Below are 25440 nucleotides of genomic sequence, written 5' to 3' on the forward strand. Positions count from 1 at the left end.
GCCGGTTCACGCGCGGAAGATCGGCGCGCGTCGGGCGGCGATTGCTTCCATGTTGCCGACGAGGAAATCGGTGCGCACGACGCGGCGCAGAACCTCGGGATCCATGATGTTGATGAACCGCACCCCAATGCGTTCCTTGTGGCGATAGACCTCGGCACATCCGATGCGATAGGCGAGGCCGAGAATGTTGAGATAATAATGCTTCGGCAGACCGGCCGTGGTCGAGACGACGAAGGTGGCGCCGCCCTGGGAGATATCGATGATCTCGGCGCTTCTCATCGAGACGCCAGTCAGGCACGGCCGCACGGCGACGATGCGGGCTGGGCGCTTGACGATGAATTCTTCCCAGCGCAGGTCGTAGACAGCGGACTTGACCGTGGCAAGGTGTGTAGCGCGGAGCATAGTCATTCACATTCTCCGTCAGTCAGGACGCATTTGGGGTCTGTGATCTCAATCAGGCGGTCAATTGAGCAAGCTGGTCTTCATCCCGAGCAAGCTGGTCTTGCTCCGAACCAAGGTCACATGAATCTTTTGCGCATTCGTCAAATATAAAATTACAAATTTAACGAGCTCAAACTTTGTTCTTGTGCGGGACGCCCTCCTGTCCATTATCAGGACGCAGGCTTCCCTGCCGAATTGCCGTTTCGGCCCAAAAATCTGACGGTGAATCAGCGCACCCCGCCGGTTGCGACAGATGCTGTGGGCAAGAAAGGCCGAGCAGTATCCGTCACACAAGAGCAAAGGCCGAGCGGATCGCCAGCCGTTCGATTTCGGCGCAATTTTCCCGAACTCTTTCAATGGCCGAGCGTTGTGCCTTGATCGATGAGGCACGGCGCGCTTCAAATGACGACAGCGAGGAGTTGAAGATGACCGACGTCAAAATCCCTTCGAAATCATGGGTCGTGGTCTGCAACGGAGCCAAGGCTCTGATCATGCAGAATGCTGGCGACGCCCAATTGATGGATCTGAAGGTGCTGGAAACTCTAACGCAGCCGAGTGAGCCCGATCGCGAGATCGGCGCCGACAAGCCCGGCCGCAGCCATGCAGCCGATGGCTTCAGCCGCAGTGCTGTCGAGGAGACCAACTGGCAGGATCAGGCCGAAGCCCAATTTCTGAAACAGGTCGCGGAAAGGCTGGACGAACTGGCGACGGAGCGGGATGCCCACCGCATCATCCTCGTTGCGCCCCCGAAGGCGCTCGGCGCTCTGCGGCCCGCCCTCAGCGCCGATACGCAGGCGGTGATCACCGCGGAAGTGGCAAAGGACTATACCAATATGCCGGTCGACGAGATCGAGCGGCATCTCGCCGCCTGAGCCGTTAGAGCAATTCCAGGAAATGTGTGAAGCGATTTTCCGTCCGGAATTGCGTAGAAACAGAAGGGTAGGGCGGTTACCCGCTCTAGCGGCACCCTGAGGAACCGCTTGTCGAGAGGCCCGCGTTTTGGTGTCATGCCGATGGTCTCTGCCCGGCAAACAGCTCTTCATGATCGGCAAAGAGCGCCGCCAGGCGGTCGATGACGGTCCTGACCTCCGGCCGTTGCCGTTCGTCGTCATGCGCAACGATCCACATCTCGTAGGTCAGTTCGTCGATGACAGGGCCGGCGCGGACAAGCTTGCGCTCCTGATCGCCGATGAAACAGGGAAGCACCCCGCGGCCGGCACCGCCGCGGATCAGATAAAAGAGCATATGCGGCGTGTTCGTCCAGCTGGTGATCCAGGAATTCGGCTGTTCGAACGTCCATTTGTCCGCCGGCGTGATGGCGGTATCGGTGCCGAGCGAGATCCAATTGCAGTTGGCCGGGTCATAGCTGGCCGCCTGATAAGCCGCATGCACCACCTTGACCGAACGGCGGATCGCGACGTTGCCGCTCTCCGGCTGGCTGTGGCGAATGGCGATATGCGCCTCGCGATAGGTGAAATCGACGCTCGCATCGCAAGTCTTGTAGCACATGCGGAAGCTGTCCTTCGGCGTCCAGACGCTAGACAGATGGTCGGCGACGAAGCGCGAGGTCCAGCTGTCGGCGGCCGTCGAGACGATCGGCAGTGTCAGCACCTCGCCGCGCCAGTCGGAAATCGCACGCGCCGCATCCTGCATCAGCCGGACGCGATCGAGCAGCTCCTGCCCGTCCTTCGCCAGCAGATAACCGGTGGGACCGCGGCTGAACAGCGATCGGCCCGTCACCCGTTCGAGCGCCAGCATGCGCCGGCCGATCGTCGGCGCGCTGAGCCCGGTACGCACTGCTGCCGCAGAAAGCCCGCCGCCGGTGGCAACATGGAAGAAAAGTTGCAGGTCGTCCCAGCTCGCATCTTTCACGGATGAAAACCCCCTTTCCCCAGCGCCTCTACATCGAGAGGGCGCGAAGGCTTAGCTCAAGTGCTCCAGCAATAGATGGAGGATGAAGCAATGCTTCTCAACTGGGTTGTTCTCTTCAGGGGGATCGAAATCCGCAATCGCCGGATCCGCCGCGATCCCTTGGCCGATCCGCTAGATAGGCCGGAGTGGCGCGGATTTCTCTGGGCCGTTCCGGCAATCGCGCGTCTCGCCGCAAGACGGGGCGGCGAAACGAAGGCGACGCGCCGTGATGATTCACGGATCGGAAAAAGCCTCAGCTTTCGAAGTTCAATCGCAACACGTGGTGCAGGAATTCCGGATTGATCAGCATGTTGAAGCTGATCGTCACCAATTCGCCCTCGCGCTTGACCACGGTCGCACCGATCTCGTCATGGATGCCGAGGATTTCGAGGAAGAAATGGCTCGGCATTTCCAGGTTCGGGCTGACTTCGAGCAATGCGCCGGCAAGCGTGATCGTGCGGATCAGGCAGCGCAGCTGCGTTCCGGTGCTGAGGTGATGGCCGACGAAGATGATGTTGCCGGGCCTGTCGAGATTGAATTCCCTGTAAGCACGTTCCGGCTTGGGGTGTTCTGTGTCGAGGTGCATCTGAAAGGCCCTTTTAGCCTCCGCTTGTAATACGACAGGATATTAGCTGAAGAATGCTGACATTTGCTAAAGAACACCGTTAAGATTGGATGCTTATGTAAAAGCCGCGGGAAAATCGCACCGATTTCGTGCAGATTTGCCCCAAAGTTGCGCATTCCCAAGGCAGATGCGCCATTCTTGACATGTCGGCGGCGTTCGCGCATACAAAGGCCGGTTCGAGGCACCGGCCGCTCGCGGATGAAAATCCATGGTGAAGCCCTCGCGATCATGGTCACGGCCCTTTGTGCATGCTGACTGGCGGCAATGCGAGCTCCCATCCGCAGTCGAAGAGCATGCCTTCCGAAGGCTCAGTCCATGACGACGACCTATCCTGCCATTGACGAATTGAAGGCTCAGGCCAAGCGCCTGCGCCAGGCGATGAACGATCGCGGCACCCCGCTGACCCACAGTGCGGCCCTGGAAATGATTGCCCGCCAGCATGGCGCGCGCGATTGGAATACGCTTGCAGCCCTTGCGGCAAAGCCCAATGCTAGCCCGAAGACGCCGCTCTTCGTCGGCGCGCATATTCGCGGCCGTTATCTCAATCAGCCGTTCACCGGCGAAGTTTTGGCGCTTTCGGCCCTGCCGGGCGGCGATCTGCACAGGATCACCATCCATTTCGACGAGCCGGTGGATGTCGTTACCTTCGAGAGCTTCTCGGCCTTTCGCCGGCGTGTGAACGCGCAGATCGATGCCGACGGCGTCTCGCCGAGGAAGACCTCGAACGGCGTGCCGCATCTGGTGCTCGATCTCTAGATTGTTTTTATCCTTTTGAGGCCCTCCGGATCCGCATGACTTTTAAGCCGGATCGGACCCTGCCTCCTATCGCACGGATTTCTCCATGACCGATCTTTCTGAAGGCAATACCTTTCTCACCGGCTGGCTGCCGGGCGTCTTCATCAAAACGGCGGCACCGATCGTCGCGATCACCACCGTCAACGGCCTGTTCACCGTCGTCGACGCCTGTTTCCTCGGCGCCTATGTCGGCCCGGACGCGCTCTCTGCTGTCAGCCTGATTTTCCCCGGGCTGATGCTGCTGGTCGCCCTGCAATCGCTGGTCTCCAACGGCATGGCGAGCATCCTCGCCCGCCGGCTCGGCGCCGGCAATCGCGATGGAGCGCGTCGGGTGTTTGCCAGTGCGCATGCGCTGGCGCTTGCCGTCACCCTCATCCTCAATCTGGTCTACTGGACGGTGGGCCGGCAGGTCATCGATGCCGGTGCTGCCGGCAATACCACTGTTGCCCATAGCGCCATGCTGTTCATGGGCGCGTTGATCGCTTGTGCGCCGGTCAGCTTCTTCTTGTCGCTGCATCTCGACGGATTGCGCTGCGAAGGCAAGATCGGTTTCATGACCTTGGTGACGCTATCGGCCTCGCTGCTCAACATCCTCGCCAATTGGCTGTTCATGGCGGTGATGCATGGGGTGTGCTCAATTCGGCAGCCGGCTCCATCGCGTCGCAATTCCTCTGTCTCGCAGCCGTGCTCGCCTATCGCTGGCGCCGGCCGGCGGCACTCAGGCCTTCCCCCGGGGTGGCTCTTGCCGAATGGCACGGCATCGTCGCCTTCGGCGCGCCGATGAGCCTCGGCTTCATCGGCATATCGCTGGCCTCGGCCGCGATTCTGATCAACGTCTTGCTCTGGAGCACGCATGATTACGTCGCGACGGTGGCCGCCTACGGGATCATCACCCGGATCATGACATTCACCTACCTGCCGCTGCTCGGCCTCAGCATCGCGCTGCAGACGATCGCCGGCAACAATCACGGTGCCGGCCTCGGGCTCCGCGTCGGCCGCAGTCTGCAGATCGCCATGCTCGCAGCACTCGTCTATTGCACTCTGGTGGAGATCACCGTCGAGGTGTTGGCTGGCCGCCTCGGCGCCGTCTTCGTTGCCGATCCGGCGATCATTGCCGAGGTCAGGCGAATTCTTCCGTGGACGATCGGCGCCTATTTTCTCTTTGGGCAGATGCTGATCCTGTCGTCCTATTTCCAGTCGATCGGTGATGCGCCGCGCGCGGCGATCTTCGGCCTATCGCGGCCCTATCTGCTCACCCTGCCGCTCACCTTCCTGCTGCCCTTCGTCTTCGGCGAACAGGGAATTTGGATGGTGCCGGTCGTTGCCGAGGCAGGCATGTTCATCCTTGCCTTCCCGGTGCTGTCGCAGAATGCGAAACGCCGTGGCTGGCGCTACGGGCTTTTACCAACCTGAGATGGAAAAGCCGCACTCACCAGCGCGGCTTTTCCTGCCATTGTCTATTTCTTGCCGCTCAAAGCGGCCGAAGTCGCGGCTTCCGCCTCGTTCAGCGCCTCGGCGCATTCCTGGCAGCAGACTTCGACAGTCTTGCCGCCGAGCTTGACGGTAATGGTCTCTGCGCCGAGTTCGCAGTCGCAGGCGGCGCATGTGGTCTTCTTCATCTGGTGATCCTCCGGTTGATCGTCCCGCGATCGGGACAGGCTCATAAGACATCGAACACTGCATTGCCGCTGTCGAAATCTTTAGCGATCGACCTCCTGCATAATTCAAAGTGCTGCAGTGTCCCTTACGGTTCTTGAAAAGACATGACGGCGCTGTAGGCTTTCACCTGCGCCGCAGTTGCGCCGCTCGCTGGAATTCGGCCGGAGTCTGCCCGAAGGACTGCTTGAAGGAAGCGCTGAAATGGCTGTGGCTGGAAAATCCGAGATCAAGCCCGAGCGCCGTCAGATCCTCATACTGGCCGAGCAGATCAAGCGCGCGGGCAAGCCGCAGCCGCAGCTGGTAGCGATAGAGCGGTGTGGCCTCGACCTGCTGGAAGACCTGGGTGAGATAAACGGGTGAGACGCCAACTTCGGAGGCGATTTCCCCGAGCGTCCAGCGCCGCGCGAGCTCGGAGGAAAGCACCAGCTTTGCCCGGTCGACGAGTTTCTGCCGGCCGGCGCTGGCGCCCGCGGCATGCGATGTGCGCTCGCCCAGCGAACGGCGCACGAGCGTCAGCGCCAATATTTCCGCTTCCAGCGTTTCGGCGACGTTGCGGCTGAGACCATGACGCAGGAGAGCGACCAGGGCCTGCGCGCGCGGATCGATCCGTCGGCGCTGGCGGCGGAAGGCAAAAGGCGGGCCGGGCTGCACTTGCTCCTTCGGCGTAAGCTCTTCGAGCATGGACTGTCGATCGCCAGATCGATGCAGGCGTCACCTCCCTCGATGGGATGGCTGATCCGATATCCCTGGCCGGCATTGAAGAACAAGACCTGATTGGCTTCGGCCACCGCATCATTGCGGCCGACATGCCGCATGAAGACCCCGCGATAGGGATAGACGAGGCTCGTCCTGTGGGCGCATTCCTCGTCGCTTTTGTGCCGGCACTCGCCATTGCAGACGATGTCACGAATGGTGACCGTCTTCGTTTTCAGGAGCGGCGCTGTTGAAAACTGCGACATTGCGTGTTCCGGGTCAGACGGGCCGCCCGACGAGGCGACCGACTGCATAATTCCCTAAATCGGGATTGATTGAAAGAATTATGCAGCGGTTCAAAATGCTACGGCGTTCTTTGCGCGTCTGAAAAGACGGGCTACGCTGTAGGGCATGGTATCACCCTGACGTTTCAGTAACGACTATAGACGTGAACGTCGCTTTCCGTTTGCCCCCTGGAAAGGCCGATATCCTTCAGCTGCTCATCGGAAAGTTCCATCAACGCATTCAGGTTGCGTCGTTCGCTCACCTTGCGTGCCAGCCAGTGGGCAGCGGTGATGATCGCAAGAAAAAGGCCGGGCCGTATAGAGCGCGAAGAGCGAGTATTTCGGGCCGGTATCGTAAAATTCGAGCTGTGCATGGTGATCCTCCATCCGTGTTTGGATGGAGGCAGTGAACCATCAGCGGCGGTTTCGCGCTGTCAGATTATTTAGCGATCGGAGGCGACGCTTACGCTTTCAGCAGCCACTCATGCTCGGCGGCATTGTGGAATTTCCAGATCCGCTGCGGTCCGGCCATGACGTTGAGGTAGTAGAGATCGTAGCCATGGCAGGCGGCGCAGGGGTGATAGCCCTTCGGCACCAGCGTCACATCGCCGTCCTCGATCGCCATCGCTTCGTCGAGCGAACGATCGTCGGTATAGACGCGCTGGAAAGCGAAGCCCTGCGGCGGGTTGAGCCGATGGTAATAGGTCTCTTCCAGGAAACTCTCGTTCGGCAGGTCATCCCGGTCATGTTTGTGCGGCGGGTAGGAGGAGGTGTGTCCACCCGGCGTGATCACCTCGACGACCAGCAGCGAATGCGCCGAACTGTCGTCCTCCGGCATGATATTGTTGACGTAGCGCACATTCGTGCCCTTGCCGCGCGTCACCTGCGGATGCGTGCCGGGCGGGATAGCCTTTGCCTGATAGGTACCGCCGCCAGGTGCCGAGCAGACCGCGAGCTCCAGATCGGTCTCCGCCGTCACCGACCATGTCGATTCCATAGGGATATAGAGCGCATGCGGAGCGCCTTCGAACGGGTTCATCCGGCCGCCGAGCGTGCCGAAATCCTTGGTGCCGGCGGACGCCGTGCCCTTGCCTGTCACCCAGACGAGGCAGACCTCCCGATCGCCCGTCTCCCCCGAAACGGTCTCGCCCGGCTTCATTCGATGCAGATCGAAGCCGACATAGGTCCAACCGGCATTTTCCGGGGTGACATGCGTGACGCGGCCGTGGGTGCCGGACGGTTTCACCTTGAGATTTGGCATTGGTGTTTTTCCTCTTGAGTTGGAAAATTCCCCTCCCAACCCTCCCCGCAAGGGGGAGGGGCTAACCTCCCGTGCTGTCTCGCCCATATTACGGTGTTCCTTTCGCAAGGTGGCCGTTGTCTGGTGTGGGCGGTGCCAAGTTAAGTCCCTCCCCTTTGTGGGGAGGGGTTGGGGAGGGATCTTGTACTCGCTATCCCTTGGGGAAGCCTTCCGTTTCGACGGTATAACCAGCAGCCGTCATGACGCGCATCAACTCGGCGTGGCCGATCTCGGCCATTTTCTGCGGCGGAGCCTTGCGCGGATCCTGTTCGGCCTCGACAACGAACCAGCCTTCATAGCCGTGGTCGGCCAGCCGCTGGACGATGGCGGCGAAATCGAGCGAGCCGTCGCCCGGCACCGTGAAGGCGCCAAGCGCCACCGCATCGAGGAAGGACTGCCGGCTGCGATCCAGCCCATCCACCACCGGCTTGCGGATATCCTTGACGTGAACATGGTTGATCCGGGCGTGGTGGTTTTCGATGGCGCGCAGCACATCGCCGCCGGCAAAGGCCAAATGCCCAGCATCGAGCAGCAGCGGGATGCCTTCGCCCGAATGGCGCATGAAGGCGTCGAGTTCCGGCTCGGTTTCGACCACGGCGGCCATGTGATGGTGGTAGGAGAGCGGCATGCCCCGCTCGGCGCACCATTCTCCAAACTGGGTGACGCGGTGCGCATAGGCCTTCATCTCGTCATCGGAAAGACGGGGCTTGGTCGCGAGCGGCTTGGAGCGGTCGCCCTGGATGGAGCGGCCGACTTCGCCATAAACGATGCAAGGTGCGGCGACGGCCTTGAACAGTTCGATCATCGGCGCGATACGGTCCTTGTTGGCGGCAAGCTCCTCGTCAACAAGCGTGCCCGAGAACCAACCGCCGCACAGCGTGACGTCGGCGGCGCGAAGGATGGGCAGCATCACCTCGGGATCGTCGGGGAAGCGGCGGCCCTTTTCCATGCCGGTAAAGCCGGCACTGCGTGATTGCCGCAGGCATTCCTCCAGGGACACATCGTCGCTGAGCTCAGGAAGATCGTCGTTCCACCAGGCGATGGGCGACATGCCGAGTTTGGCCTTCATCAACATTCTCCTTAAAAGCATTGCGGAAGAGCCGGGACGCTCTTCCGAGAAATGATAGCACCACAGTGCCGCGCGCCTTTTCAGACGCGCAAAGGACGCTGTAGCACCTCGAATTGCTGCATAATTTTGTCCTTAAATCGGTCCCGATTAAGGAATTATGCAGTAGATTAGCCGATGCGCTGGGCAGCACGTGCTTCGACGTAGCCCTTGCGCGCTTCGTTGACCTGTTCGCGCGGGCTGACCTCAGGCACCGCGACATCCCACCAATGGCCGCCGGCCTCCGTGGTAATGAGCGGATCGGTGTCGATGACGAAGACCGAGGTGCGGTCGTTTTTCTTCGAGTCGGCGATCGCCTGCTCGAGTTCGGCGATCGAGGCGACCTTGACGGCGATGGCGCCCATGCTTTCGGCATGCGCGCGGAAATCGATCTCCGGCATCACCTCGTGATAGGAGTCCTTCAGCAGATTGTTGAAGTTGGCACCGCCGGTTCCCATTTGCAGCCGGTTGATGCAGCCATAACCGCGATTGTCGAGCAAGACGATATTGAGCTTGAGGCCAAGCATGACCGAGGTGGCAATCTCGGAATTCATCATCATGTAAGAACCGTCGCCGACCATGACGACGACATCCCGTTCGGGATGTGCCATCTTGGCGCCCAGCCCGCCGGCAATCTCATAGCCCATGCAGGAAAAGCCGTATTCCATGTGATAGCTGCCCGGCGCCGTCGCCGGCCAAAGCTTGTGCAATTCGCCGGGAAGGCCGCCTGCAGCACAAAGCACCGTCGTATTTTCGCCGCCGAGCGTGCGCGCCACCGCGCCGATCACCTGCGCATCGGAGGGCAGGGCGGCATTGGTCGTCGCCATCGCCCTGTCCGCTGCCTCCATCCAGACCTTCTTCTCCGCAGCCGCCTTCTCGACGAGGGCTGCCGGCGCCTTCCAGCCCGAAAGCCCTGCCGACAGTGCCTTCAGCCCTTCGCGGGCGTCAGTCACCAGTGGATAACTGTCGTGCTTCACCGCGTCATAGGCGGCGATGTTGAGCCCGATCATCCTGAGGCTGTCGTTCTTGAACAGTGCCCAGGAGCCGGTGGTGAAATCCTGGCAGCGCGTGCCGACGGCGATGACCAGGTCCGTCTCCTCCGCGATCACATTCGCCGCCGACGTGCCGGTGACGCCGACCGAGCCGAGCGCCAGCGGATGGGTTTCGTTGATCGACGACTTGCCGGCCTGGGTGACGACGACGGGAAGGTCGTGAGCCTCGGCAAAGGCGGCAAGCTCCTTCGTCGCCTGCGAATAGAGCACGCCGCCGCCGGCAACGATCACCGGCTTCTGCGACGCCTTGATCAGCGCGATGGCATTCGCCAACTCGTCTGCATCCGGCTGCGGCCGGCGGGTCGTCCAGACTTTTTCATCGAACAGGCTTTCCGGATAATCGAAGGCTTCTGCCTGAACGTCCTGGCAGAGCGACAATGTTACCGGACCGCAATCGAGGGGATCGGTCAGGACCTGCATGGCGCGCTTCAGCGCTATGATGATCTGCTCGGGCCGGGTAATGCGGTCGAAATAGCGCGAAACCGAACGGAAGGCATCATTGGCCGAAACCGTGCCGTCGCTGAAATCCTCGATTTGCTGCAGCACCGGATCCGGCGCGCGGTTGGCGAAGACGTCACCCGGCAGGAAGAGAACGGGAATACGATTGACGTGCGCCACGCCGGCGGCCGTCACCATGTTCAGCGCCCCGGGGCCGATCGAACTCGTGCAGGCCATGAAGCGCGTTCGGAAATTCGCCTTGGCATAGGCGATTGCGGCATGCGCCATGCCCTGTTCGTTGTGAGCGCGATAGGTGGTCAATTCCTCGCGCACCTGATAGAGTGCCTCGCCGATGCCGGCGACGTTGCCGTGACCGAAGATCGCCCAGACGCCGCCGAAGATCGGCACTTTCTTGCCGTCGACGATCGTCATCTGTGCTTTCAGGAAATGCGCGACGGCCTGCGCCATCGTCAACCGTATCGTCTTGCCCATCGGGTCCTCCCGCAATCTTTCTTTTCGCGTTTTCCCCTCCTCAACCCCTCCCCACAAGAGGAGGGCTAACCTGCCGGGCTCTCTAATCGCCGCAACGTCTCCTCCAAAGGGAAGCTTGCTGATGGCGTGAGGCGGTGCTCCGGGTTAAGTCCCTCCCCCTTGTGGGGAGGGGTTGGGGAGGGGTCTTAATTCTCAGTCGAGGTCGCGCGTCTTCAACCACGCCTCTGTCAGGTGCCGGAAGCGGCCGGCCATATCGGCGATCGCTTCCTCGTCGTTCATTTCGCCTGAAAGCCAGGCGCGCGCCGGATCGGCAAAGATCGTCCGCCCGACGGCGAAACCCTTCACGGAGGGAGCCGCCAGCGTCGCCTCGAAGCAGGAGATCAGCTCGTCGGCGGGCGCCTCGAGCCCCAGGAGCACGATACCGCGGCACCATGGATCATTTTTGGCGATCACTGCATCGATCTTCTTCCAAGCTCCACGGGATGCTTGCGGCTCCAGTTTCCACCAGTCCGGCTTGATGCCGAGCGCATAGAGCTCCTCCAGCGCGGTCGCGATCGTATCGTCGGTGAGCGGCCCGTTCTTGCCGGCGATGATCTCCACCAGCAGCTCGCGGCCGACCTTGCGGGCGGCCTCGAACAGCGTCCGCAGCTTCTCCTGCTGCTCCGTCTTCAATTCAGCCGGATCATCGGGATGATAGAAACACAGGCACTTGATGCAATGGCCGAGCGGCCATTCCACAAGCTGCGAGCCGATATCCTGGCTGAATTCGAAGCGGAGCGGCTTCGAGCCCGGCAATTCCACCGGCCGGCCGATCCAAGAGAAATTCTTCGTCGCCGCATCGAAGAAAGCGTCGCGGCCGAAGCGTTCGTCGATCAGCATGCCGTAGCCGTCGCGGCCGTTCGAAACCCGCGCCGCTGCCGCCACCGCCAGCCGTTTGAAGGCGACGATCTTCTCATGGCCGACGCCGAGCTCATCGGCGACGCTGACGAGCTGCGAACGGTGGTCGATCGCCAGCGCCATCAAAAGCGGGATTTCGCCGCGCCGGGTCGATGCCCAGTGAATATGGTTGAGCGCCTCGTCCTTGCGCAGCGCCCGGTGCTTGCTGCCGGTCGTCAGGAAGAAGTCGAGTTCCGCCCAGGTCGGATATTCCGGCGAGCAGAGCAGACGAGAGACGGCGAAGGCGCCGCAGGCATTGGCCCAGGTGGCGCAGGTCTTCAGCGGCTCGTCGCGCAGGAAGCCGCGCAGGAAGCCGGACATGAAGGCATCGCCGGCGCCCAGCACGTTGAAGACCTCGATCGGGAAACCCTGGCCGATGATGCCGGCTTCGAGATCGTCGGCGATCGGCCCGTCATAGACGATGCAGCCCATGGCGCCGCGCTTGAGCACGATCGTCGCCGGCGACAGCCGGCGGATCTCCTTCAGTGCGCCGAGCACGTCGTCGGCGCCGGAAGCGATCAGGATTTCCTCTTCGGTGCCGACGATGAGGTCGCAATCCGGCAGCGTCTCCTTCATCTTCGAGGAGACCCGGTCGGATTTTACGTAGCGTTCAAAGCCTTCCGCATGGCCGGCAAGGCCCCAGAGGTTCGGCCGGTAATCGATGTCGAAGATCACCTTGCGGCCGTTCGCCTTGGCGATGCGGATAGCTTTGCGTTGTGCGGCCTCCGTATTCGGCCGGGAGAAATGCGTGCCGGAAACGAGAACGGCGCGCGACGATCTGATGAAATCTTCGTCGATATCACCTTCATCGAGCGCCATGTCGGCGCAGTCCGACCGATAGAAGATCATCGGCGACACGCCCTCGGCCTCGACCGCCAGCAGCACCAGCGCCGTCAGCCGCTCCTTGTCGGTGACGATGCCGTCTGTCGCCACGCCTTCGCGTGCCGACTGCTCGCGGATGAAACGTCCCATCTGCTCGTCACCGACGCGGGTGATGAGGCCGGATTTGAGGCCGAGCCGCGCCGTGCCGATGGCGATATTGGCCGGGCAGCCACCTACGGACTTGGCGAAGGAACCGATATCCTCCAGCCACGAACCGATCTGCTGACCGTAAAGATCGACCGAGGAACGGCCGATGGTGATCACATCAAGCGCCGGCTCCGGCTGTGAACCCGGATTCGATTGTACCATGATGTCCTCCCGCTAGATTTTGCGCGGCTTCCAGTGCCTGCGAATTTTCAATAATGAAACATCGGTTCCGATATTTTGTCAATTCGGAATGTTTATTCCATTTTGCCTTTTACAGGTTTTGACTGCTGATCCTTGCGCCGCCGCTCAGCGATTGCAACCGGCAATGCCATAGTGAGCGCCATCGAGGCCGAAAGCGAGCGGAAGCCGGCAAAATCGGCCTCCGCCACCTCGAACCAGTGCGTGGCGCAGGCGGCAAGCGGCGAGAAGGCCGAATCGGTGATCGCGATGACGGGGACGCCGCGGTCGGCAAGATCCTGGCTCTGGCTGAGGCTGTCGGCCGCATAGGGCGAGAAGCTCGCCGCGATCGCTGCATCCTTCGGTGTTGCGAACTGCACCATTTCAGGGTCGACGCCGTTTGGCGAGGCGACGATCTGATGACGGATGTTGAGCTTGGAAAAAGCGTAGGTCATATGCGCCGTCAAAGGGTAAGAGCGCCGTTTGGCGATCAGATAGATCGTCTCGGCGTTAGCAAGGATATTCACCGCTTTGGTGAAAGTATCGCTCTGCACCGTCGCCGCCAGCCGGTTGACCGACTGGTTTGCCGCGGCAATGAAGCCGGAGAGCAGATTGGCGTCCTCATCGTCGCCGTTCGATTGCTCGAGCGTGACGAGGCGCTCTTCGTAGCTCAGCGTCCGGTCCCGCAATCTTTCGCGAAAGATGCTCTGCAGGTCGGAAAAGCCTCCATAACCCAGATGATGCGCCAAGCGCACCAGCGTCGAGGGCTGGACGTCGGAGGCTGCCGCGATGCTTGCCGTCGTTCCGAAGGCGATTTCGTCGGGATTGCCGAGCGCGAAGGCGGCGACCTGCGCCAGCCGCTTTGGCATGCTCGCCTTGCGCTCGATGATGGCGCTACGCAGGCTTTCGAAATCGCGCGGCACACGCGCGTGCCTCTGGGGATCGTTATCCATGCTTACGGCTCACGAGATGAAACAAATATTCCATATTATCGAACATAAACGATTTCAAACGACACCGCTAATTGTTTTTAATCCCCTGTAATTGAAGGCTTTTAAACAATCTGCTCGGGAAGAGCGTAGAAATGCCTGCGAGCAGGTCCTTGTCAAAATGATCCAAATATTCCAAAAATCCGCGCACAGCTCTGGAGGAGACGGAAATGAAGCCACTCGGCATCGGTTTGATCGGCACTGGTTATATGGGCAAGTGCCATGCGCTGGCGTGGAATGCGGTAAAGACGGTGTTCGGCGATGTCGAGCGTCCGCGTCTTGTGCATCTCGCGGAAGCCAATGCCGAGCTTGCTAAGACTCGTGCCGGTGAATTCGGTTTCGAGAAGGCGACGGCCGACTGGCGGGCGCTGATCGCCGACCCCGAGGTCGACGTGGTCTCCGTCACCACGCCCAATCAGTTTCACCCCGAGATGGCGATTGCAGCCATCGAGGCCGGCAAGCATGTCTGGTGCGAAAAACCAATGGCGCCGGCCTATGCCGATGCCGAGCGCATGCTGGAAACGGCGAAGCGATCGGGCAAGGTTGCCGCCCTTGGCTATAATTATATTCAGAATCCCGTCATGCGGCATATCAGGACGCTGATTGGCGAAGGCGCCATCGGCACGGTCAATCATATCCGCGTCGAGATGGATGAGGATTTCATGGCCGATGCCGATGTCTTTTTTTATTGGAAGAGCGAGCTTTCCGCCGGCTACGGCGCGCTCGACGACTTCGCCGTCCACCCGCTGTCACTGCTCTGGTATCTCTTCGGCCATGTCGAGGCCGTCATAACGGATATGGTAAAACCCTATGCCGACCGCCCGCTGAGCGAGGGTGGCCGCCGTGCCGTCGAAAACCACGATGGCGCCAACGTGCTGATGCGGCTTGGCGGCGGCATTTCCGCCGTGTTGATGGCGAATCGCGCCGCCTGGGGCCGTAAGGGCCGCATCGCCCTGCAGATTTTCGGCTCGAAAGGCTCGATCGTCTACGACCAGGAGCGCATGAACGAATTCGAACTCTATCAGGCCGACGGCCGCGGCTCCGAACAGGGCTTCCGCAAGATACTGGCGGCACCTGCCCATCGGCCTTATGATCGGTTCATTCCGGCACCAGGCCACGGCCTCGGCTTCAACGATCTGAAGATCATCGAATGCCGCGAGCTGATCCGGGCAATATCAGGCGAGCCGTCGTCGATCGTGACATTCGAAGACGGTCTCAGGATAGAGAAGTCGGTGCATGCCATGGCACAGTCCTTCCACGAGCGCCGCTGGATCGAGATCGGCTGAATGTAAGAGGCCGCTTTCCGTTGACGGCGCACGGGCTACTGCATAATCCCTGAAATCGGGATCGATTTCAGGGATTATGCAGAAACTCAAAATGCGACAGCGTCCTTTGCGTGTCTGAAAGATGCGCGGCGCTTTACAGGACAGGCCTTGGCGTGGGTGTCGGGCGCAGCTTCAGGAGTGAGATCGTGACGGATAGACTGGTGATCATCGGCGCTGGACAGGCCGGTTTCGCATTGGCGGCCAAGCTGCGTGCGTTGAAGGATGCGCGCCCGATCACCCTCCTCGGCGCCGAGGACGTAGCTCCCTATCAGCGTCCGCCACTGTCAAAGAAATACCTGCTCGGTGAAATGGCCTTCGACCGCCTGCTGTTCCGCGCCGAGCACTGGTATGCAGACAATGACGTCGATCTTCGCCGTTCAACCTGGGCCGAGCAGATCAAACCGGACAGCAAGCAGGTCCTGCTGCAGGACGGCTCTGTTCTCGATTACGGCACGCTGGCGCTGACCACCGGTTCGACGCCGCGCCGGCTGCCGGCCGCGATCGGCGGCGATCTCGAAGGCGTCTATGTCGCCCGCGACAAGCGCGATGCCGACCTGCTTGCCGACGAGATGCGTCCCGGTCGCCGCGTCCTCATCATCGGCGGCGGTTATATCGGTCTCGAGGCGGCGGCCGTTGCCCGCCATCGCGGCCTGGAAGTCACCGTCATCGAGATGGCCGACCGCATCCTGCAGCGCGTCGCGGCGAAGGAGACGGCCGACATCATGCGCGCGATCCACGAGACACATGAGGTGGTGATCCGCGAGAAAACAGGGCTCAAGCATTTGATCGGCAAGGATGGCCGCGTCACCGGCGCCGCACTTTCCGACGGATCGGTCATCGACCTCGATTTCGCCGTCGTCGGCATCGGCGTCGCGCCGAACGACCAGCTTGCCAAGGAAGCCGGCCTCGAAGTCGCCAACGGCATTGTCGTCGATGAATTCGCCCGCACCTCCGATCCGGCGATCTTTGCGGCCGGCGATTGCGCCGCACTTCCCTGGCAGGGCGGCCGCATCAGGCTCGAATCGGTGCAGAACGCCGTCGACCAGGCCGAAGCAGCGGCAGCCGTCATCGCCGGCGGCAATGAGCCTTATGCGCCGAAGCCGTGGTTCTGGTCCGACCAGTATGACGTCAAGCTGCAGATTGCCGGCTTCAATCTCGGTTATGACGAGACGTTGCTGCGTCCCGGCACCCGTGAAGGCGCCCATTCGGTTTGGTACTTCAGGGAAGGCATGCTGATCGCCGTCGATGCCATCAACGACGCGAAAGCCTATGTGACCGGCAAAAAACTGCTGGAATCCGGGACTAACCCCGACAAATCGATTCTCGCCGACCCTTCTGCTGACCTTAAGAGCCTGCTCGTCTGAGATCGGCCTCTTCATCGAAGAGAACGAAGCGCGATCAAACTCCGCGGATCTCGGCAGGTGGCGAGGTCTGTTTGCGCAACCAGCCGAATTGCCGCTCGCTGCATTTCTTCTGGTGAAAGCTCAAAAAACCCTTGCAATCCCAGACCGGTCGCCATAGTTAGGCCGCACCGGAGAGGTGGCCGAGTGGTCGAAGGCGCTCCCCTGCTAAGGGAGTATACGTCAAAAGCGTATCGTGGGTTCGAATCCCATCTTCTCCGCCATTCTGATTTCCTGAGCATGCGTCGATCTTTAATTTCCGGCAGGGAATCATGTTCGCTTGGTCGACTATGCCTTTGGCCGGACGAACGAGAAAAATCTCTCTGCATCGAGTGAGAGAATCGTCTGCGGGAATCAGTTCCCGCGCTCACGCCCGGCAAGTGGCGAAAGCTGGATCCGTCCACGTTCGGTTACGCTTCCTGTAATCACGAATCCCCCGCAAGAGCTGCATTTTGTCAAAAAAGTGTCACGAATGTGTCGCAAAGCGCATGTCCAATTCTTTGTTGACCGGACCTAAGCCTCCGCAAAATCAGGGTTTCTTAACAAAACATAAAGGAAATCGAGGCTGGCTGCCCGACTTGTGTCCTTTCAGCAACAGAATGTCGGGAAGGCTCCCTCAAATCCCCCATCCGAGCAAGTTGGTGATTGCGCGACGGCCTGCGTCTTGTATTTTCAGCGTCGGAAGCAAGGGCGACTGATCGTCCACTTCTTGAAACACGGGGATGGGGCAGGGAACGCTGCTCAGCGAAAGATCCCAAACCCGATCGAAACTTTGAATTGGAGGTCATTTATGAACATCAAGAGCCTTCTTCTCGGCTCCGCTGCTGCTCTCGCAGTAGTTTCCGGTGCTCAGGCTGCTGACGCTATCGTTGCTGCCGAGCCGGAACCGGTTGAATATGTTCGCGTCTGCGACGCTTACGGCACCGGCTACTTCTACATCCCGGGCACCGAAACCTGCCTCAAGATCGAAGGCTACATCCGTTTCCAGGTCAACGTTGGCGAAGATGTCGGCGGCGATTCGGATTGGGATGCCGTCACCCGCGGTCAGGTTCAGTTCACGGCCAAGAGCGACACCGAATATGGTCCGCTGACCGGCGTCATCGTCATGCAGTTCAATGCTGACAATGCCACCGATCAGGAAGCCATCCTCGACTCCGCTTACCTCGACGTCGCGGGCTTCCGCGCCGGTCTGTTCTACAGCTGGTGGGACGATGGTCTCTCTGGCGAAACCGACGACATCGGTTCGGTCGTAACGCTGCACAACTCGATCCGCTATCAGTATGAAAGCGGCACCTTCTACGCCGGCCTCAGCGTCGATGAACTGGAAGACGGCGTTTACCAGGGTACCTTTGCTCCCGGCGTCATTCCCGGCACCACCGTCTTTACTGCGGACGATGGTCCGAACAATGTCGGCGTTGCCTTCGGCGTTGGCGGCAAGGCTGGTGCGTTCAGCTACCAGGTCACTGGCGGCTGGGACGTCGACAACGAAGACGGCGCTATCCGTGCAATGGGTACGGTTGACATCGGTCCCGGCACGCTCGGCCTCGCCGGCGTATACTCTTCCGGCCCGAACTCGTACTACTCCTCGGCTGAATGGGCTATCGCTGCCGAATACGCTATCAAGGCAACCGACAAGCTCAAAATCACCCCGGGCGTTCAGTACTACGGCAACTACTTCGGCGGTGGCACGGAAGTTCCGGAAAACTTCGACGGTCTCGGCGATGCTTGGAAGGCTGGTCTGACGGTTGATTACCAGATCGTCGACAACTTCTACGCCAAGGCTTCGGTTCAGTGGCTCGATCCGGAAGACGGCGACGACACCACGACGGGCTACTTCCGTCTGCAGCGTTCGTTCTAATTTGATCTGACTTCGGTCAGTCAGGAAAGCCCGGCTCTCGAGCCGGGCTTTTTGTATTGGTGCGCCCAGCATGGGCGCACTCTTGTGGGTGGAAGTCTCATCGTAAGCTGGTCATAGCGAGCGAAGAGAAGCGCAACTGCGGAAGGGCGACCGACCGTGGGGAGGAAGCGTGAATCGAAACTGCGGGCCGATGAACAAGAACCGGATATGAGGCGGTGCCGACCAGGGCGAGCGGGCAATGAACCGCAAAGCTCTTGTGACCAAGGGGCGGTGGCGTAAATCCGGCGGTCGTGCAGGGAAGGAGTGCGTTCTTACCTGGGGAGATCTCGCCTCATGCCTGAAAGGGCGACGGTGTCGAGCCGGAGCGAGAAGTCAGCAGAGGCCGTAGTAGGGAGCGCACTGGCGCGCGAACGAAGGGCCGAAGGAGTGGAAGGGAGAGCCGCTGGTTATCCGATTTGAACGGTCTCAGATGGTCGCGCCAGCGAAGCTCGCCGATCTGGCAGGTAGGGTGAAGCCCGAAGGGCCACGGCAGCGAGAAATCAAATCCGCCGAGGCTCCCCCTATGCCGATTGGACGAATGGCACATTGTGCCCGCTGACCGGTTTCGATGAGGTTACCGGCAGGCGGCGAGAAAAGCTCGTATTGCTGTGGGGATGTTATCAAGATGCAGGAGCGGGGCATGTCCTTGCCCTTCGGCAGTATGTCGGATCAACCCCGAATGCCGCCGCGCCATTTCGCCTGCGCTTTCCAGTGAAAGCAGCGAAGTGTTTTCACCGCGGATCAGCATGAGCGGCAACCGGCCCAGGCTTTCGAATTGCTCCCAGAGATCAGGCAGCGGCTGGCTGAAATCGATCGATTTCAGCGCCTCCGCAATCGCTGGATCGTAATCGGCAACAGGCCTTCCATCGATATCCCGACAAAGGGCAAGCGCCATCTCGTGCCAATCTTCTTCTGCAAGCGCGGTAAATGACGCGCCATGATTTTCCTTCAGTATAACGGCCGCCTCGTTCCAGTCCCCCGGCTTCCTGCCGCTGTTGAGGTAGTCGCGGATCCGCGCCAGACCCTCAGCCTCGAGCACCGGCCCGATATCGTTGAGGATGACGGCTTCGAGAAGATCCGGTCTCGTCGCTGCGATCAGATGCAGGATCAGCCCGCCCCGCGACGTGCCGATGAAGATCGCCCGCTCGATGCCGAGTGTCGTGCAAGCGGCAATGACGTCGCCGGCCTCGATGGCGAGATTGTAGTTCGCCTTGTTCTCGTCCCAAGCCGAATTTCCCCGCCCGCGCGAATCGAGTGCAATCACCCTGCGTGGCGCCGTCGTGTCGCGGGAAAGAAGCAGCGCAAGCGGATGAAAATCCCGCGTATTGCGGGTCAGGCCGGGCAGGCAGACGATCGGCAGTCGTCCCGCGGTTGCCACCTCGCCGGGCCGATAGTCGCGGGCATAAAGCTTCAGCCCATCCGAAGACGCGTAAAATCGTTCCTGGAAACCACTTGCATCCGTGTCCGGCATCGCATCCCTCGAGAGTTGTTGATCCCGCAGATGTAGCTTGCTTTTCGAGCCGCGCCAAACGGCTTCAGGAGGCGCTGCGTCCGCCGACAAGGTCGCGCTCGATGTCGGTCGGCTGTCCGAGACGGGCTTTGTAGACCTCGTAATTCTCCATCACCCGCTGCACATAGTTGCGCGTTTCGGGGAAGGGGATGCGCTCGATCCAGTCGACGATTTCGTCGATCGGCCTACCGCGCGGATCGCCGTAACGGCCGATCCATTCCGGTACCCGCTTCGGCCCAGCATTGTAGGCAATGAAGGTGAGGATATAGGAACCGCCGAAGGCGTCGATTTGCTCGCCGAGATAGTGCGCACCGAGTGTGGCGTTATAACCGGCATCGGCCGTCAGCTTGTCCTTCGAATAGGCGATGTTGTGGCGCTTTGCCACCGCCTGGGCTGTTCCCGGCAGAAGCTGCAGCAGTCCGCGTGCATTGGCCGCCGATACGGCGGCCGGATTGAAGGCGCTTTCTTGCCGGGCGATGGCATAGGCGAGCGCCTTGCCGGAGCCTGATATATTGGCGCTCGCCGGGATAACGCCGACCGGAAAGGCGAGCGCCGCGACATCGATGCCGCGTCCATAAGCGATCTTGCCAATCTGCAGCGAAAGATGATGATCGCCGGATTGCTCTGCCTGTGCCGCGAGGACAGCCAGTTCACCCGGGCTCTGCAACTGATCGGCAAGCGCGAGATAGAGAATATCGGCCCGCCACCCATGGCCGGCGGCCTCCAGCCGGGTGATTGCCTGCACGGCTTCGCGTGCCTGGAAGCGTTGCCGGTCGGCAGTGCTCGGCGACGGATAGGTGACATTAAGCGTCTTTCGCCCCAGCCTTTCGGCCGCGAGCTGGCCATAGAAGGTGCCGGGAAAATCCGCGGCCTTTGTATAGAATTCGCTGGATTTTCCGGGGCCGCCGGCTTCGGCTGCCCGTCCCAGCCAGTACCAGGCGCGTGAAACCGAGATCGGCCCGTTCGATGTCTCGAGGATCTTGCGGAAATGTCTTTCCGCCGTTGCCGGGTCCTGCAGGCCGCGAAGCGCGTACCATCCGGCATGGAATTCAGCCTCGACGATATCCGTCGGGCTCGTTGCGGCGTAGTTTGCGACGATGCGATAGGCAGGCTTGAATTGTCCCTGGTCGACGAGACCACGGCTGACGATGCGTTGCTCGTTCCACCATTCGCCGGAGTTGACGAGTTCGCTGCGCTCCGGCGGCATTTGCTCCAGAAGTCCTGCCGCCTCGGCATATTTGTCCTGCTTGCGTAGATATTCGATCCGCGCAAACAGCAGGCCGGCATCGGTGCGCCACTTCGCATCGACTCCGTTGAGCAAAGCGCCGGCATTGGCCGCTTTGGCGTCGACCGCAGCCCAGGCCTTGTAGAGCGATTGCGCCTGGCCCATGTCTCCGAAGCGCTTGGCCTGTGCCACCCGGCCGCGATACATCAGATAGTCCATCCGCGCCTTGTGGTCGGCGGGTGTCAACAGCGCGGAAAACTCGATGAGGATCTTGTCCTCGGTCGCCTTGTCGAGAGCCTCTCCACGCCAAACCTTGCGGATGTATTTTGCCGCTTGCGCTTGGCCGCCTGATGCAACCAGCGCCCGGCCGAGGACGACCGCACCCTGCATCGTCTCAGGCGCGGTATCTCCGAAGGCGGCAAGTATGGCGGGAGGGGCGGGATTTTCGTCATAGAGCGCGCGCTCGGAATAGGCGCGCAGCCGCGAAACGCCCGGCCAGCCCTTGAGCTCCTGCGCGGCACTGGCGATTTCATAGGAGGGAACGCCCTTCAATCCGGAAACGGCAATCGCCCAGGTGAGGATATGGCGGTCGAGCGTAGCGTCGCGCATGCCGTCGCGGATCGAAAGCGCCAGCTGCGGGTCCTTGTCGGAAAGCGCATCGAGGCCGGCTTTCAGGTCGCCGTTGACAGGCGCGATTGCCGGGTTGTGCGGAATGGCACCCGTTGTGATCGATTCCGGTATGGATGTCTCGGGAATGAAGCCGAGCGGCTTGACCTCAGGCATCGAAGGGCTCTCGCCGGGAAGCGGCGACGCAACGCTGCCCCACGCAGCGGCAATGAAGCCGAAGGCGGACAGAATCAGGACAGCTTTCTTCATCCGGGATCTCGCAACGAAAACACGCCCTGCCATTAGGCTAGAGGCATCTTAACGAAACCTTACCGTACCAGGTAAAATTCGTTCACATCTGCTATCGGAATTTGCCCTAAACCGAACTCTACGCGCTTGTCGCGATGATTTCGGCGCTCTATGGTGCGCAACTCTTATTCATGGAATGCGGCCGAAGCAAGGATTTGGTCGTGAGGAGCTTTGCATGTTCAATGGGTCCATTCCCGCCCTCGTCACCCCCTTCACCGATGCCGGACTGATCGACGAAGACAGCTTCGCCGCTCATGTCGACTGGCAGATCAAGGAAGGCAGCGGTGGTCTCGTTCCGGTCGGCACGACGGGCGAATCCCCGACGCTGTCGCATGCCGAACACAAACGGGTCGTGGAACTCTGCATCGAGGTTGCCGCAAAACGCGTTCCCATCATGGCTGGCGCCGGCTCGAACAATACGCGGGAGGCGATCGAGCTTGCCCAGCATGCCGAAAAGGTCGGTGCGAACGCCGTTCTGGTCGTCACTCCCTATTACAACAAGCCGACGCAGAAGGGTTTGATCGCGCATTTTTCGGCCATCGCCGATGCCGTCGATCTGCCGATCTATATCTATAACATCCCCGGCCGCTCGGTGGTCGATATGACGCCGGAAACGATGGGTGCGCTCGCCAAGGCGCACAGGAATATCGTTGGCGTCAAGGATGCGACGGGCAAGATCGAGCGCGTTTCGGAACAGCGCATCACCTGCGGGACGGATTTCCGGCAACTGTCTGGCGAGGATGCGACGGCGCTGGGCTTCAACGCCCATGGCGGTGTCGGCTGTATTTCGGTAACGGCCAATGTCGCCCCACGCCTCTGCGCCGATTTCCAGGCGGCGACACTGGCAGGCGATTATGCCCGCGCCTTGGAATATCAGGATCGGCTGATGCCGTTGCACAAGGCGATTTTCCTTGAGCCGGGTCTTTGCGGCGCCAAATACGGGCTCTCCAGGCTTGGCCGGATGAGCCGTAACGTCCGCTCGCCGCTGCTTTCGACGCTGGAACCGGCAACGGAATCGGCCATCGACGCCGCCATGCGCCATGCCGGCCTGTTGAACTGACGAGACCGGCCTTCTTCACAAGACAGGGTCTCTCCCTTACATAAAGGGCAAGGAATGAGGGCGCGGCTTTTCGCGCCCTAGTTCCGAATGATTTTAGGCTGGACCGGCCTAAAGCCATCCAGACGTACATCAAAGAAATAGAGCATGATGGCACCCGAAAACCGCTCACACTTTTCGGCATCATGCTCGGAAGCAATTGGAATATCGTCATGGCCCCCAAAGGCAGCCAGCGTGTAGTGAACAAGGTTGTGGCGGAAAACCGCAAGGCCCGCTTCAACTACGAGATCATCGATACCTACGAGGCCGGCCTCGTGCTGATGGGCACGGAGGTCAAGTCGCTGCGCGAAGGCAAGGCCAATATCGCCGAATCCTACGCCTCGGATGAGGGCGGTGAGATCTGGCTGATCAATTCCTACCTGCCGGAATATCTGCAGGCCAACCGCTTCAATCACGAACCGCGCCGGCGCCGCAAGCTGCTGTTGTCGGGCCGTGAAATCCATCGCCTGCGCTCCGCCATCAACCGCGAAGGCATGACGCTGATCCCGCTGAAGATCTATTTCAACGACCGTGGTCGGGCGAAGATGGAACTGGCGCTCGCCAAGGGTAAGAAATTGCACGACAAGCGCGAGTCGGAGAAGGAACGCGATTGGAATCGGCAGAAGAGCCGCCTGCTGAAGGATAGAGGCTGACAGTATGACGATGGCTGGCAATGGTCGCCATCCGCCAGGTTTTCATCACTTGTTTCGAACGGCGCCAGAAGCCGGCCGCGCTTTAACGAGCCGATCGGCTTCGAAGTGTAAAACCCGCTTAGTCCTCGAAATCGCTGGCCGGGGCGACTTCGGCCGGGCGTGGCGCCCGCTCCGAGGGATCGCGACCGATTTCAGCCTTCAGAGACAAGAGGTCGATAAAATGATCGGCCTGACGGCGCAAGTCGTCGGCGATCATCGGCGGCTGCGTCGCCATGGTTGAGATCACCGAGACCTTGCGGCCTCTGCGCTGCAATGCCTCGACCAGGTTCGTGAAGTCGCCGTCGCCCGAGAAGATGACGAGGTGATCGACCGTTTCGGACTGTTCCATGGCGTCGATCGCAAGCTCGATGTCCATGTTGCCCTTGATCTTTCGGCGACCCATGGAATCCGTGAATTCCTTGGCAGGCTTGGTGACGACTTTGTAGCCGTTATAGTCGAGCCAGTCGATCAGCGGCCGGATCGATGAATATTCCTGATCCTCGATCAGCGCGGTATAATAATAGGCACGCAGCAGATATCCGCGCTTCTGGAATGCTTTCAGGAGCTTGCGGTAATCTATGTCAAAGCCGAGGCTCTTGGATGCAGCGTAGAGGTTGGCGCCGTCAATGAAGAGTGCAATTTTCTCGCGTGGGTCAAACATCGCTTACCAATCCAATGAGAGCAATCGAAATCAGAAGGCAACAAACCTCAATAAAAACAATATGTTGTGTTTCAATTTCGACCTGATCCTTACTTTATGAATTATTCATATATGAAAGATTTAGGGCACGATTCGACATATTCCAAGCAACCTTCGGTGGAATTATGACATTCTCCATGGAAATTTAGCTCAGCCACGAATAAAGGCGAGGGGAGGCGGAATGAAAAACTTGTATTTGCCCGGTTTTAATTGTATCGGGCGTGTTAATCCCGAAATGACGACCGTAAAGGACAGGCAATGGCCCGTGTCACAGTTGAAGATTGCATCGACAAGGTGGAGAACCGCTTCGAGCTGGTTCTGCTCGCCAGCCACCGCGCCCGGCTGATTTCCCAGGGTGCCTCGATCACCATCGATCGCGACAACGACAAGAATCCTGTGGTGGCCCTGCGCGAAATCGCCGACGAGACGCTTTCGCCCGACGACCTCAAGGAAGATCTGATCCATTCGCTGCAGAAGCATGTCGAAGTCGACGAGCCCGAGCCCGATCCGGCAAGCATGATCGCCGCCGGCGGTGCCACTGCGGCCGACAGCGAAGAGCAGGACGACGTGCCGGAGACGATCACTTTCGACCAGATGTCGGAAGAAGAGCTGCTTGCCGGCATCGAAGGCCTCGTGCCGCCGGAAAAGAGCGACGACTACTAAGCGCGCAGGCGGGACCTCCGGTCGCATCGGTCAGATGCGACCTGAAAAAGCGGCATGCGGCGCAAAAGAGCGACGATTACCAATCGTCAAT

General features: G+C 60.4%; 23 protein-coding genes, 1 tRNA gene and 2 pseudogenes. 11 read left to right on the forward strand and 15 right to left on the reverse strand.

All coding sequences use genetic code 11. The features are described from left to right. Positions 1–6 precede the first annotated feature (6 nt). Both N2600_RS06650 and N2600_RS06655 read right to left on the reverse strand, forming a co-directional pair. Positions 7–408, reverse strand: a complete 402-nt coding sequence (locus N2600_RS06650) for a PilZ domain-containing protein (RefSeq protein WP_170257633.1) — start codon at positions 406–408, stop codon at positions 7–9. Between the two features lie 319 nt (positions 409–727). Continuing rightward, a complete protein-coding gene (locus N2600_RS06655; RefSeq protein WP_020486063.1) occupies positions 728–880 on the reverse strand; it encodes a hypothetical protein in 153 nt (50 codons plus the stop codon). On the opposite strand from N2600_RS06655, the gene N2600_RS06660 reads away from it, so the two are divergent. Continuing rightward, the gene (locus N2600_RS06660; protein ID WP_170261289.1) at positions 867–1313 is read left to right on the forward strand and encodes a baeRF12 domain-containing protein; all 447 of its coding nucleotides are present in this window, start codon (positions 867–869) and stop codon (positions 1311–1313) included. The two genes, N2600_RS06655 and N2600_RS06660, sit on opposite strands and share 14 nt — an antisense overlap. A gap of 133 nt (positions 1314–1446) precedes the next feature. On the opposite strand, the gene N2600_RS06665 is transcribed toward N2600_RS06660, so the two are convergent. Beyond that, positions 1447–2313, reverse strand: coding sequence for a LysR family transcriptional regulator (locus N2600_RS06665; RefSeq protein WP_260298477.1), 867 nt, complete (start codon positions 2311–2313; stop codon positions 1447–1449). A 90-nt stretch (positions 2314–2403) separates the two neighbouring features. Between N2600_RS06665 and N2600_RS06670 the strand changes: the two genes are divergently transcribed. Beyond that, positions 2404–2655: a hypothetical protein gene (locus tag N2600_RS06670; protein WP_026154081.1), complete on the forward strand. Its 252-nt coding sequence runs from the start codon at positions 2404–2406 to the stop codon at positions 2653–2655. On the opposite strand, the gene N2600_RS06675 is transcribed toward N2600_RS06670, so the two are convergent. Then, positions 2606–2938, reverse strand: a complete 333-nt coding sequence (locus tag N2600_RS06675; RefSeq protein WP_162118999.1) for a hypothetical protein — start codon at positions 2936–2938, stop codon at positions 2606–2608. The two genes, N2600_RS06670 and N2600_RS06675, sit on opposite strands and share 50 nt — an antisense overlap. A gap of 354 nt (positions 2939–3292) precedes the next feature. Between N2600_RS06675 and N2600_RS06680 the strand changes: the two genes are divergently transcribed. Next, entirely contained in the window at positions 3293–3733 is a 441-nt protein-coding gene (locus N2600_RS06680) for a glyoxalase superfamily protein (protein ID WP_017963646.1), read from the forward strand. A gap of 85 nt (positions 3734–3818) precedes the next feature. Further along, a pseudogene (locus tag N2600_RS06685) lies at positions 3819–5185 on the forward strand (MATE family efflux transporter). A 44-nt stretch (positions 5186–5229) separates the two neighbouring features. On the opposite strand, the gene N2600_RS06690 reads toward N2600_RS06685, so the two are convergent. From N2600_RS06690 to N2600_RS06725, 8 genes and pseudogenes are all read right to left on the reverse strand, one after another. After that, positions 5230–5391, reverse strand: a complete 162-nt coding sequence (locus N2600_RS06690) for a hypothetical protein (RefSeq protein WP_222387270.1) — start codon at positions 5389–5391, stop codon at positions 5230–5232. Positions 5392–5554: 163 nt separating this feature from the next. Next, positions 5555–6390 (reverse strand): annotated as a pseudogene (locus tag N2600_RS06695) (helix-turn-helix transcriptional regulator). A 164-nt stretch (positions 6391–6554) separates the two neighbouring features. After that, a complete protein-coding gene (locus tag N2600_RS06700; RefSeq protein ID WP_162119002.1) occupies positions 6555–6782 on the reverse strand; it encodes a DUF1127 domain-containing protein in 228 nt (75 codons plus the stop codon). Between the two features lie 89 nt (positions 6783–6871). Beyond that, complete coding sequence (gene iolB, locus N2600_RS06705) at positions 6872–7669, reverse strand: 5-deoxy-glucuronate isomerase (protein WP_260298479.1); 798 nt, start codon at positions 7667–7669, stop codon at positions 6872–6874. Between the two features lie 190 nt (positions 7670–7859). Next, positions 7860–8777 carry a myo-inosose-2 dehydratase gene (iolE, locus tag N2600_RS06710; protein WP_260298480.1) on the reverse strand — a complete coding sequence of 306 codons (918 nt, stop codon included), beginning with the start codon at positions 8775–8777 and terminating at the stop codon, positions 7860–7862. A 167-nt stretch (positions 8778–8944) separates the two neighbouring features. After that, positions 8945–10795, reverse strand: coding sequence for a 3D-(3,5/4)-trihydroxycyclohexane-1,2-dione acylhydrolase (decyclizing) (gene iolD, locus N2600_RS06715; RefSeq protein WP_260110531.1), 1851 nt, complete (start codon positions 10793–10795; stop codon positions 8945–8947). A 192-nt stretch (positions 10796–10987) separates the two neighbouring features. Further along, complete coding sequence (locus tag N2600_RS06720; RefSeq protein ID WP_260110532.1) at positions 10988–12922, reverse strand: bifunctional 5-dehydro-2-deoxygluconokinase/5-dehydro-2-deoxyphosphogluconate aldolase; 1935 nt, start codon at positions 12920–12922, stop codon at positions 10988–10990. A gap of 92 nt (positions 12923–13014) precedes the next feature. Next, positions 13015–13890 carry a MurR/RpiR family transcriptional regulator gene (locus tag N2600_RS06725; RefSeq protein ID WP_222387266.1) on the reverse strand — a complete coding sequence of 292 codons (876 nt, stop codon included), beginning with the start codon at positions 13888–13890 and terminating at the stop codon, positions 13015–13017. 206 nt (positions 13891–14096) lie between these two features. On the opposite strand from N2600_RS06725, the gene N2600_RS06730 reads away from it, so the two are divergent. The 4 genes from N2600_RS06730 to N2600_RS06745 all read left to right on the forward strand — a co-directional run bounded on the left by N2600_RS06730 (position 14097) and on the right by N2600_RS06745 (position 18509). After that, positions 14097–15212 carry a Gfo/Idh/MocA family protein gene (locus N2600_RS06730; protein WP_017963655.1) on the forward strand — a complete coding sequence of 372 codons (1116 nt, stop codon included), beginning with the start codon at positions 14097–14099 and terminating at the stop codon, positions 15210–15212. Between the two features lie 185 nt (positions 15213–15397). Beyond that, complete coding sequence (locus N2600_RS06735) at positions 15398–16615, forward strand: NAD(P)/FAD-dependent oxidoreductase (protein ID WP_260110533.1); 1218 nt, start codon at positions 15398–15400, stop codon at positions 16613–16615. A 169-nt stretch (positions 16616–16784) separates the two neighbouring features. Next, positions 16785–16875: transfer RNA gene (locus tag N2600_RS06740), tRNA-Ser, on the forward strand. Between the two features lie 566 nt (positions 16876–17441). Beyond that, the gene (locus tag N2600_RS06745) at positions 17442–18509 is read left to right on the forward strand and encodes a porin (RefSeq protein ID WP_260110534.1); all 1068 of its coding nucleotides are present in this window, start codon (positions 17442–17444) and stop codon (positions 18507–18509) included. Positions 18510–19122: 613 nt separating this feature from the next. Here N2600_RS06745 and N2600_RS06750 read toward each other — a convergent pair. Next, entirely contained in the window at positions 19123–20019 is an 897-nt protein-coding gene (locus N2600_RS06750) for an alpha/beta fold hydrolase (RefSeq protein WP_260110535.1), read from the reverse strand. Between the two features lie 64 nt (positions 20020–20083). After that, entirely contained in the window at positions 20084–22159 is a 2076-nt protein-coding gene (locus N2600_RS06755; protein ID WP_260298482.1) for a lytic transglycosylase domain-containing protein, read from the reverse strand. 214 nt (positions 22160–22373) lie between these two features. Here N2600_RS06755 and dapA point away from each other — a divergent pair, with 214 nt between their 5' ends. Next, complete coding sequence (gene dapA, locus N2600_RS06760) at positions 22374–23258, forward strand: 4-hydroxy-tetrahydrodipicolinate synthase (protein WP_260298484.1); 885 nt, start codon at positions 22374–22376, stop codon at positions 23256–23258. Positions 23259–23467: 209 nt separating this feature from the next. Continuing rightward, on the forward strand, positions 23468–23947 hold the full coding sequence (gene smpB, locus N2600_RS06765; RefSeq protein ID WP_026154084.1) for an SsrA-binding protein SmpB: 480 nt from the start codon (positions 23468–23470) through the stop codon (positions 23945–23947). Positions 23948–24065: 118 nt separating this feature from the next. Here smpB and N2600_RS06770 read toward each other — a convergent pair whose 3' ends face one another. Next, a complete protein-coding gene (locus N2600_RS06770) occupies positions 24066–24647 on the reverse strand; it encodes a LabA-like NYN domain-containing protein (protein WP_003546927.1) in 582 nt (193 codons plus the stop codon). A gap of 297 nt (positions 24648–24944) precedes the next feature. Between N2600_RS06770 and rpoZ the strand changes: the two genes are divergently transcribed. Beyond that, positions 24945–25349 (forward strand): DNA-directed RNA polymerase subunit omega, encoded by a 405-nt coding sequence (rpoZ, locus tag N2600_RS06775; RefSeq protein ID WP_017959757.1) that lies wholly within the window; start codon positions 24945–24947, stop codon positions 25347–25349. Positions 25350–25440: the final 91 nt, after the last annotated feature.

Source organism: Rhizobium sp. WSM1274 (genome assembly GCF_025200775.1).
Classification (GTDB): Bacteria; Pseudomonadota; Alphaproteobacteria; order Rhizobiales; family Rhizobiaceae; genus Rhizobium; species Rhizobium leguminosarum_I.

What these genes read in the sequence shown, in the direction of transcription:
- N2600_RS06650 (WP_170257633.1), bottom strand. Translation starts at nt 408, where the DNA reads ATGACTATGCTCCGCGCTACACACCTTGCCACGGTCAAGTCCGCTGTC.
- N2600_RS06660 (WP_170261289.1), top strand. Translation starts at nt 867, where the DNA reads ATGACCGACGTCAAAATCCCTTCGAAATCATGGGTCGTGGTCTGCAAC.
- N2600_RS06670 (WP_026154081.1), top strand. Translation starts at nt 2,404, where the DNA reads ATGCTTCTCAACTGGGTTGTTCTCTTCAGGGGGATCGAAATCCGCAAT.
- N2600_RS06675 (WP_162118999.1), bottom strand. Translation starts at nt 2,938, where the DNA reads ATGCACCTCGACACAGAACACCCCAAGCCGGAACGTGCTTACAGGGAA.
- N2600_RS06680 (WP_017963646.1), top strand. Translation starts at nt 3,293, where the DNA reads ATGACGACGACCTATCCTGCCATTGACGAATTGAAGGCTCAGGCCAAG.
- N2600_RS06690 (WP_222387270.1), bottom strand. Translation starts at nt 5,391, where the DNA reads ATGAAGAAGACCACATGCGCCGCCTGCGACTGCGAACTCGGCGCAGAG.
- N2600_RS06700 (WP_162119002.1), bottom strand. Translation starts at nt 6,782, where the DNA reads ATGCACAGCTCGAATTTTACGATACCGGCCCGAAATACTCGCTCTTCG.
- iolB (WP_260298479.1), bottom strand. Translation starts at nt 7,669, where the DNA reads ATGCCAAATCTCAAGGTGAAACCGTCCGGCACCCACGGCCGCGTCACG.
- iolE (WP_260298480.1), bottom strand. Translation starts at nt 8,777, where the DNA reads ATGAAGGCCAAACTCGGCATGTCGCCCATCGCCTGGTGGAACGACGAT.
- iolD (WP_260110531.1), bottom strand. Translation starts at nt 10,795, where the DNA reads ATGGGCAAGACGATACGGTTGACGATGGCGCAGGCCGTCGCGCATTTC.
- N2600_RS06720 (WP_260110532.1), bottom strand. Translation starts at nt 12,922, where the DNA reads ATGGTACAATCGAATCCGGGTTCACAGCCGGAGCCGGCGCTTGATGTG.
- N2600_RS06725 (WP_222387266.1), bottom strand. Translation starts at nt 13,890, where the DNA reads ATGGATAACGATCCCCAGAGGCACGCGCGTGTGCCGCGCGATTTCGAA.
- N2600_RS06730 (WP_017963655.1), top strand. Translation starts at nt 14,097, where the DNA reads ATGAAGCCACTCGGCATCGGTTTGATCGGCACTGGTTATATGGGCAAG.
- N2600_RS06745 (WP_260110534.1), top strand. Translation starts at nt 17,442, where the DNA reads ATGAACATCAAGAGCCTTCTTCTCGGCTCCGCTGCTGCTCTCGCAGTA.
- N2600_RS06750 (WP_260110535.1), bottom strand. Translation starts at nt 20,019, where the DNA reads ATGCCGGACACGGATGCAAGTGGTTTCCAGGAACGATTTTACGCGTCT.
- N2600_RS06755 (WP_260298482.1), bottom strand. Translation starts at nt 22,159, where the DNA reads ATGAAGAAAGCTGTCCTGATTCTGTCCGCCTTCGGCTTCATTGCCGCT.
- dapA (WP_260298484.1), top strand. Translation starts at nt 22,374, where the DNA reads ATGTTCAATGGGTCCATTCCCGCCCTCGTCACCCCCTTCACCGATGCC.
- smpB (WP_026154084.1), top strand. Translation starts at nt 23,468, where the DNA reads ATGGCCCCCAAAGGCAGCCAGCGTGTAGTGAACAAGGTTGTGGCGGAA.
- N2600_RS06770 (WP_003546927.1), bottom strand. Translation starts at nt 24,647, where the DNA reads ATGTTTGACCCACGCGAGAAAATTGCACTCTTCATTGACGGCGCCAAC.
- rpoZ (WP_017959757.1), top strand. Translation starts at nt 24,945, where the DNA reads ATGGCCCGTGTCACAGTTGAAGATTGCATCGACAAGGTGGAGAACCGC.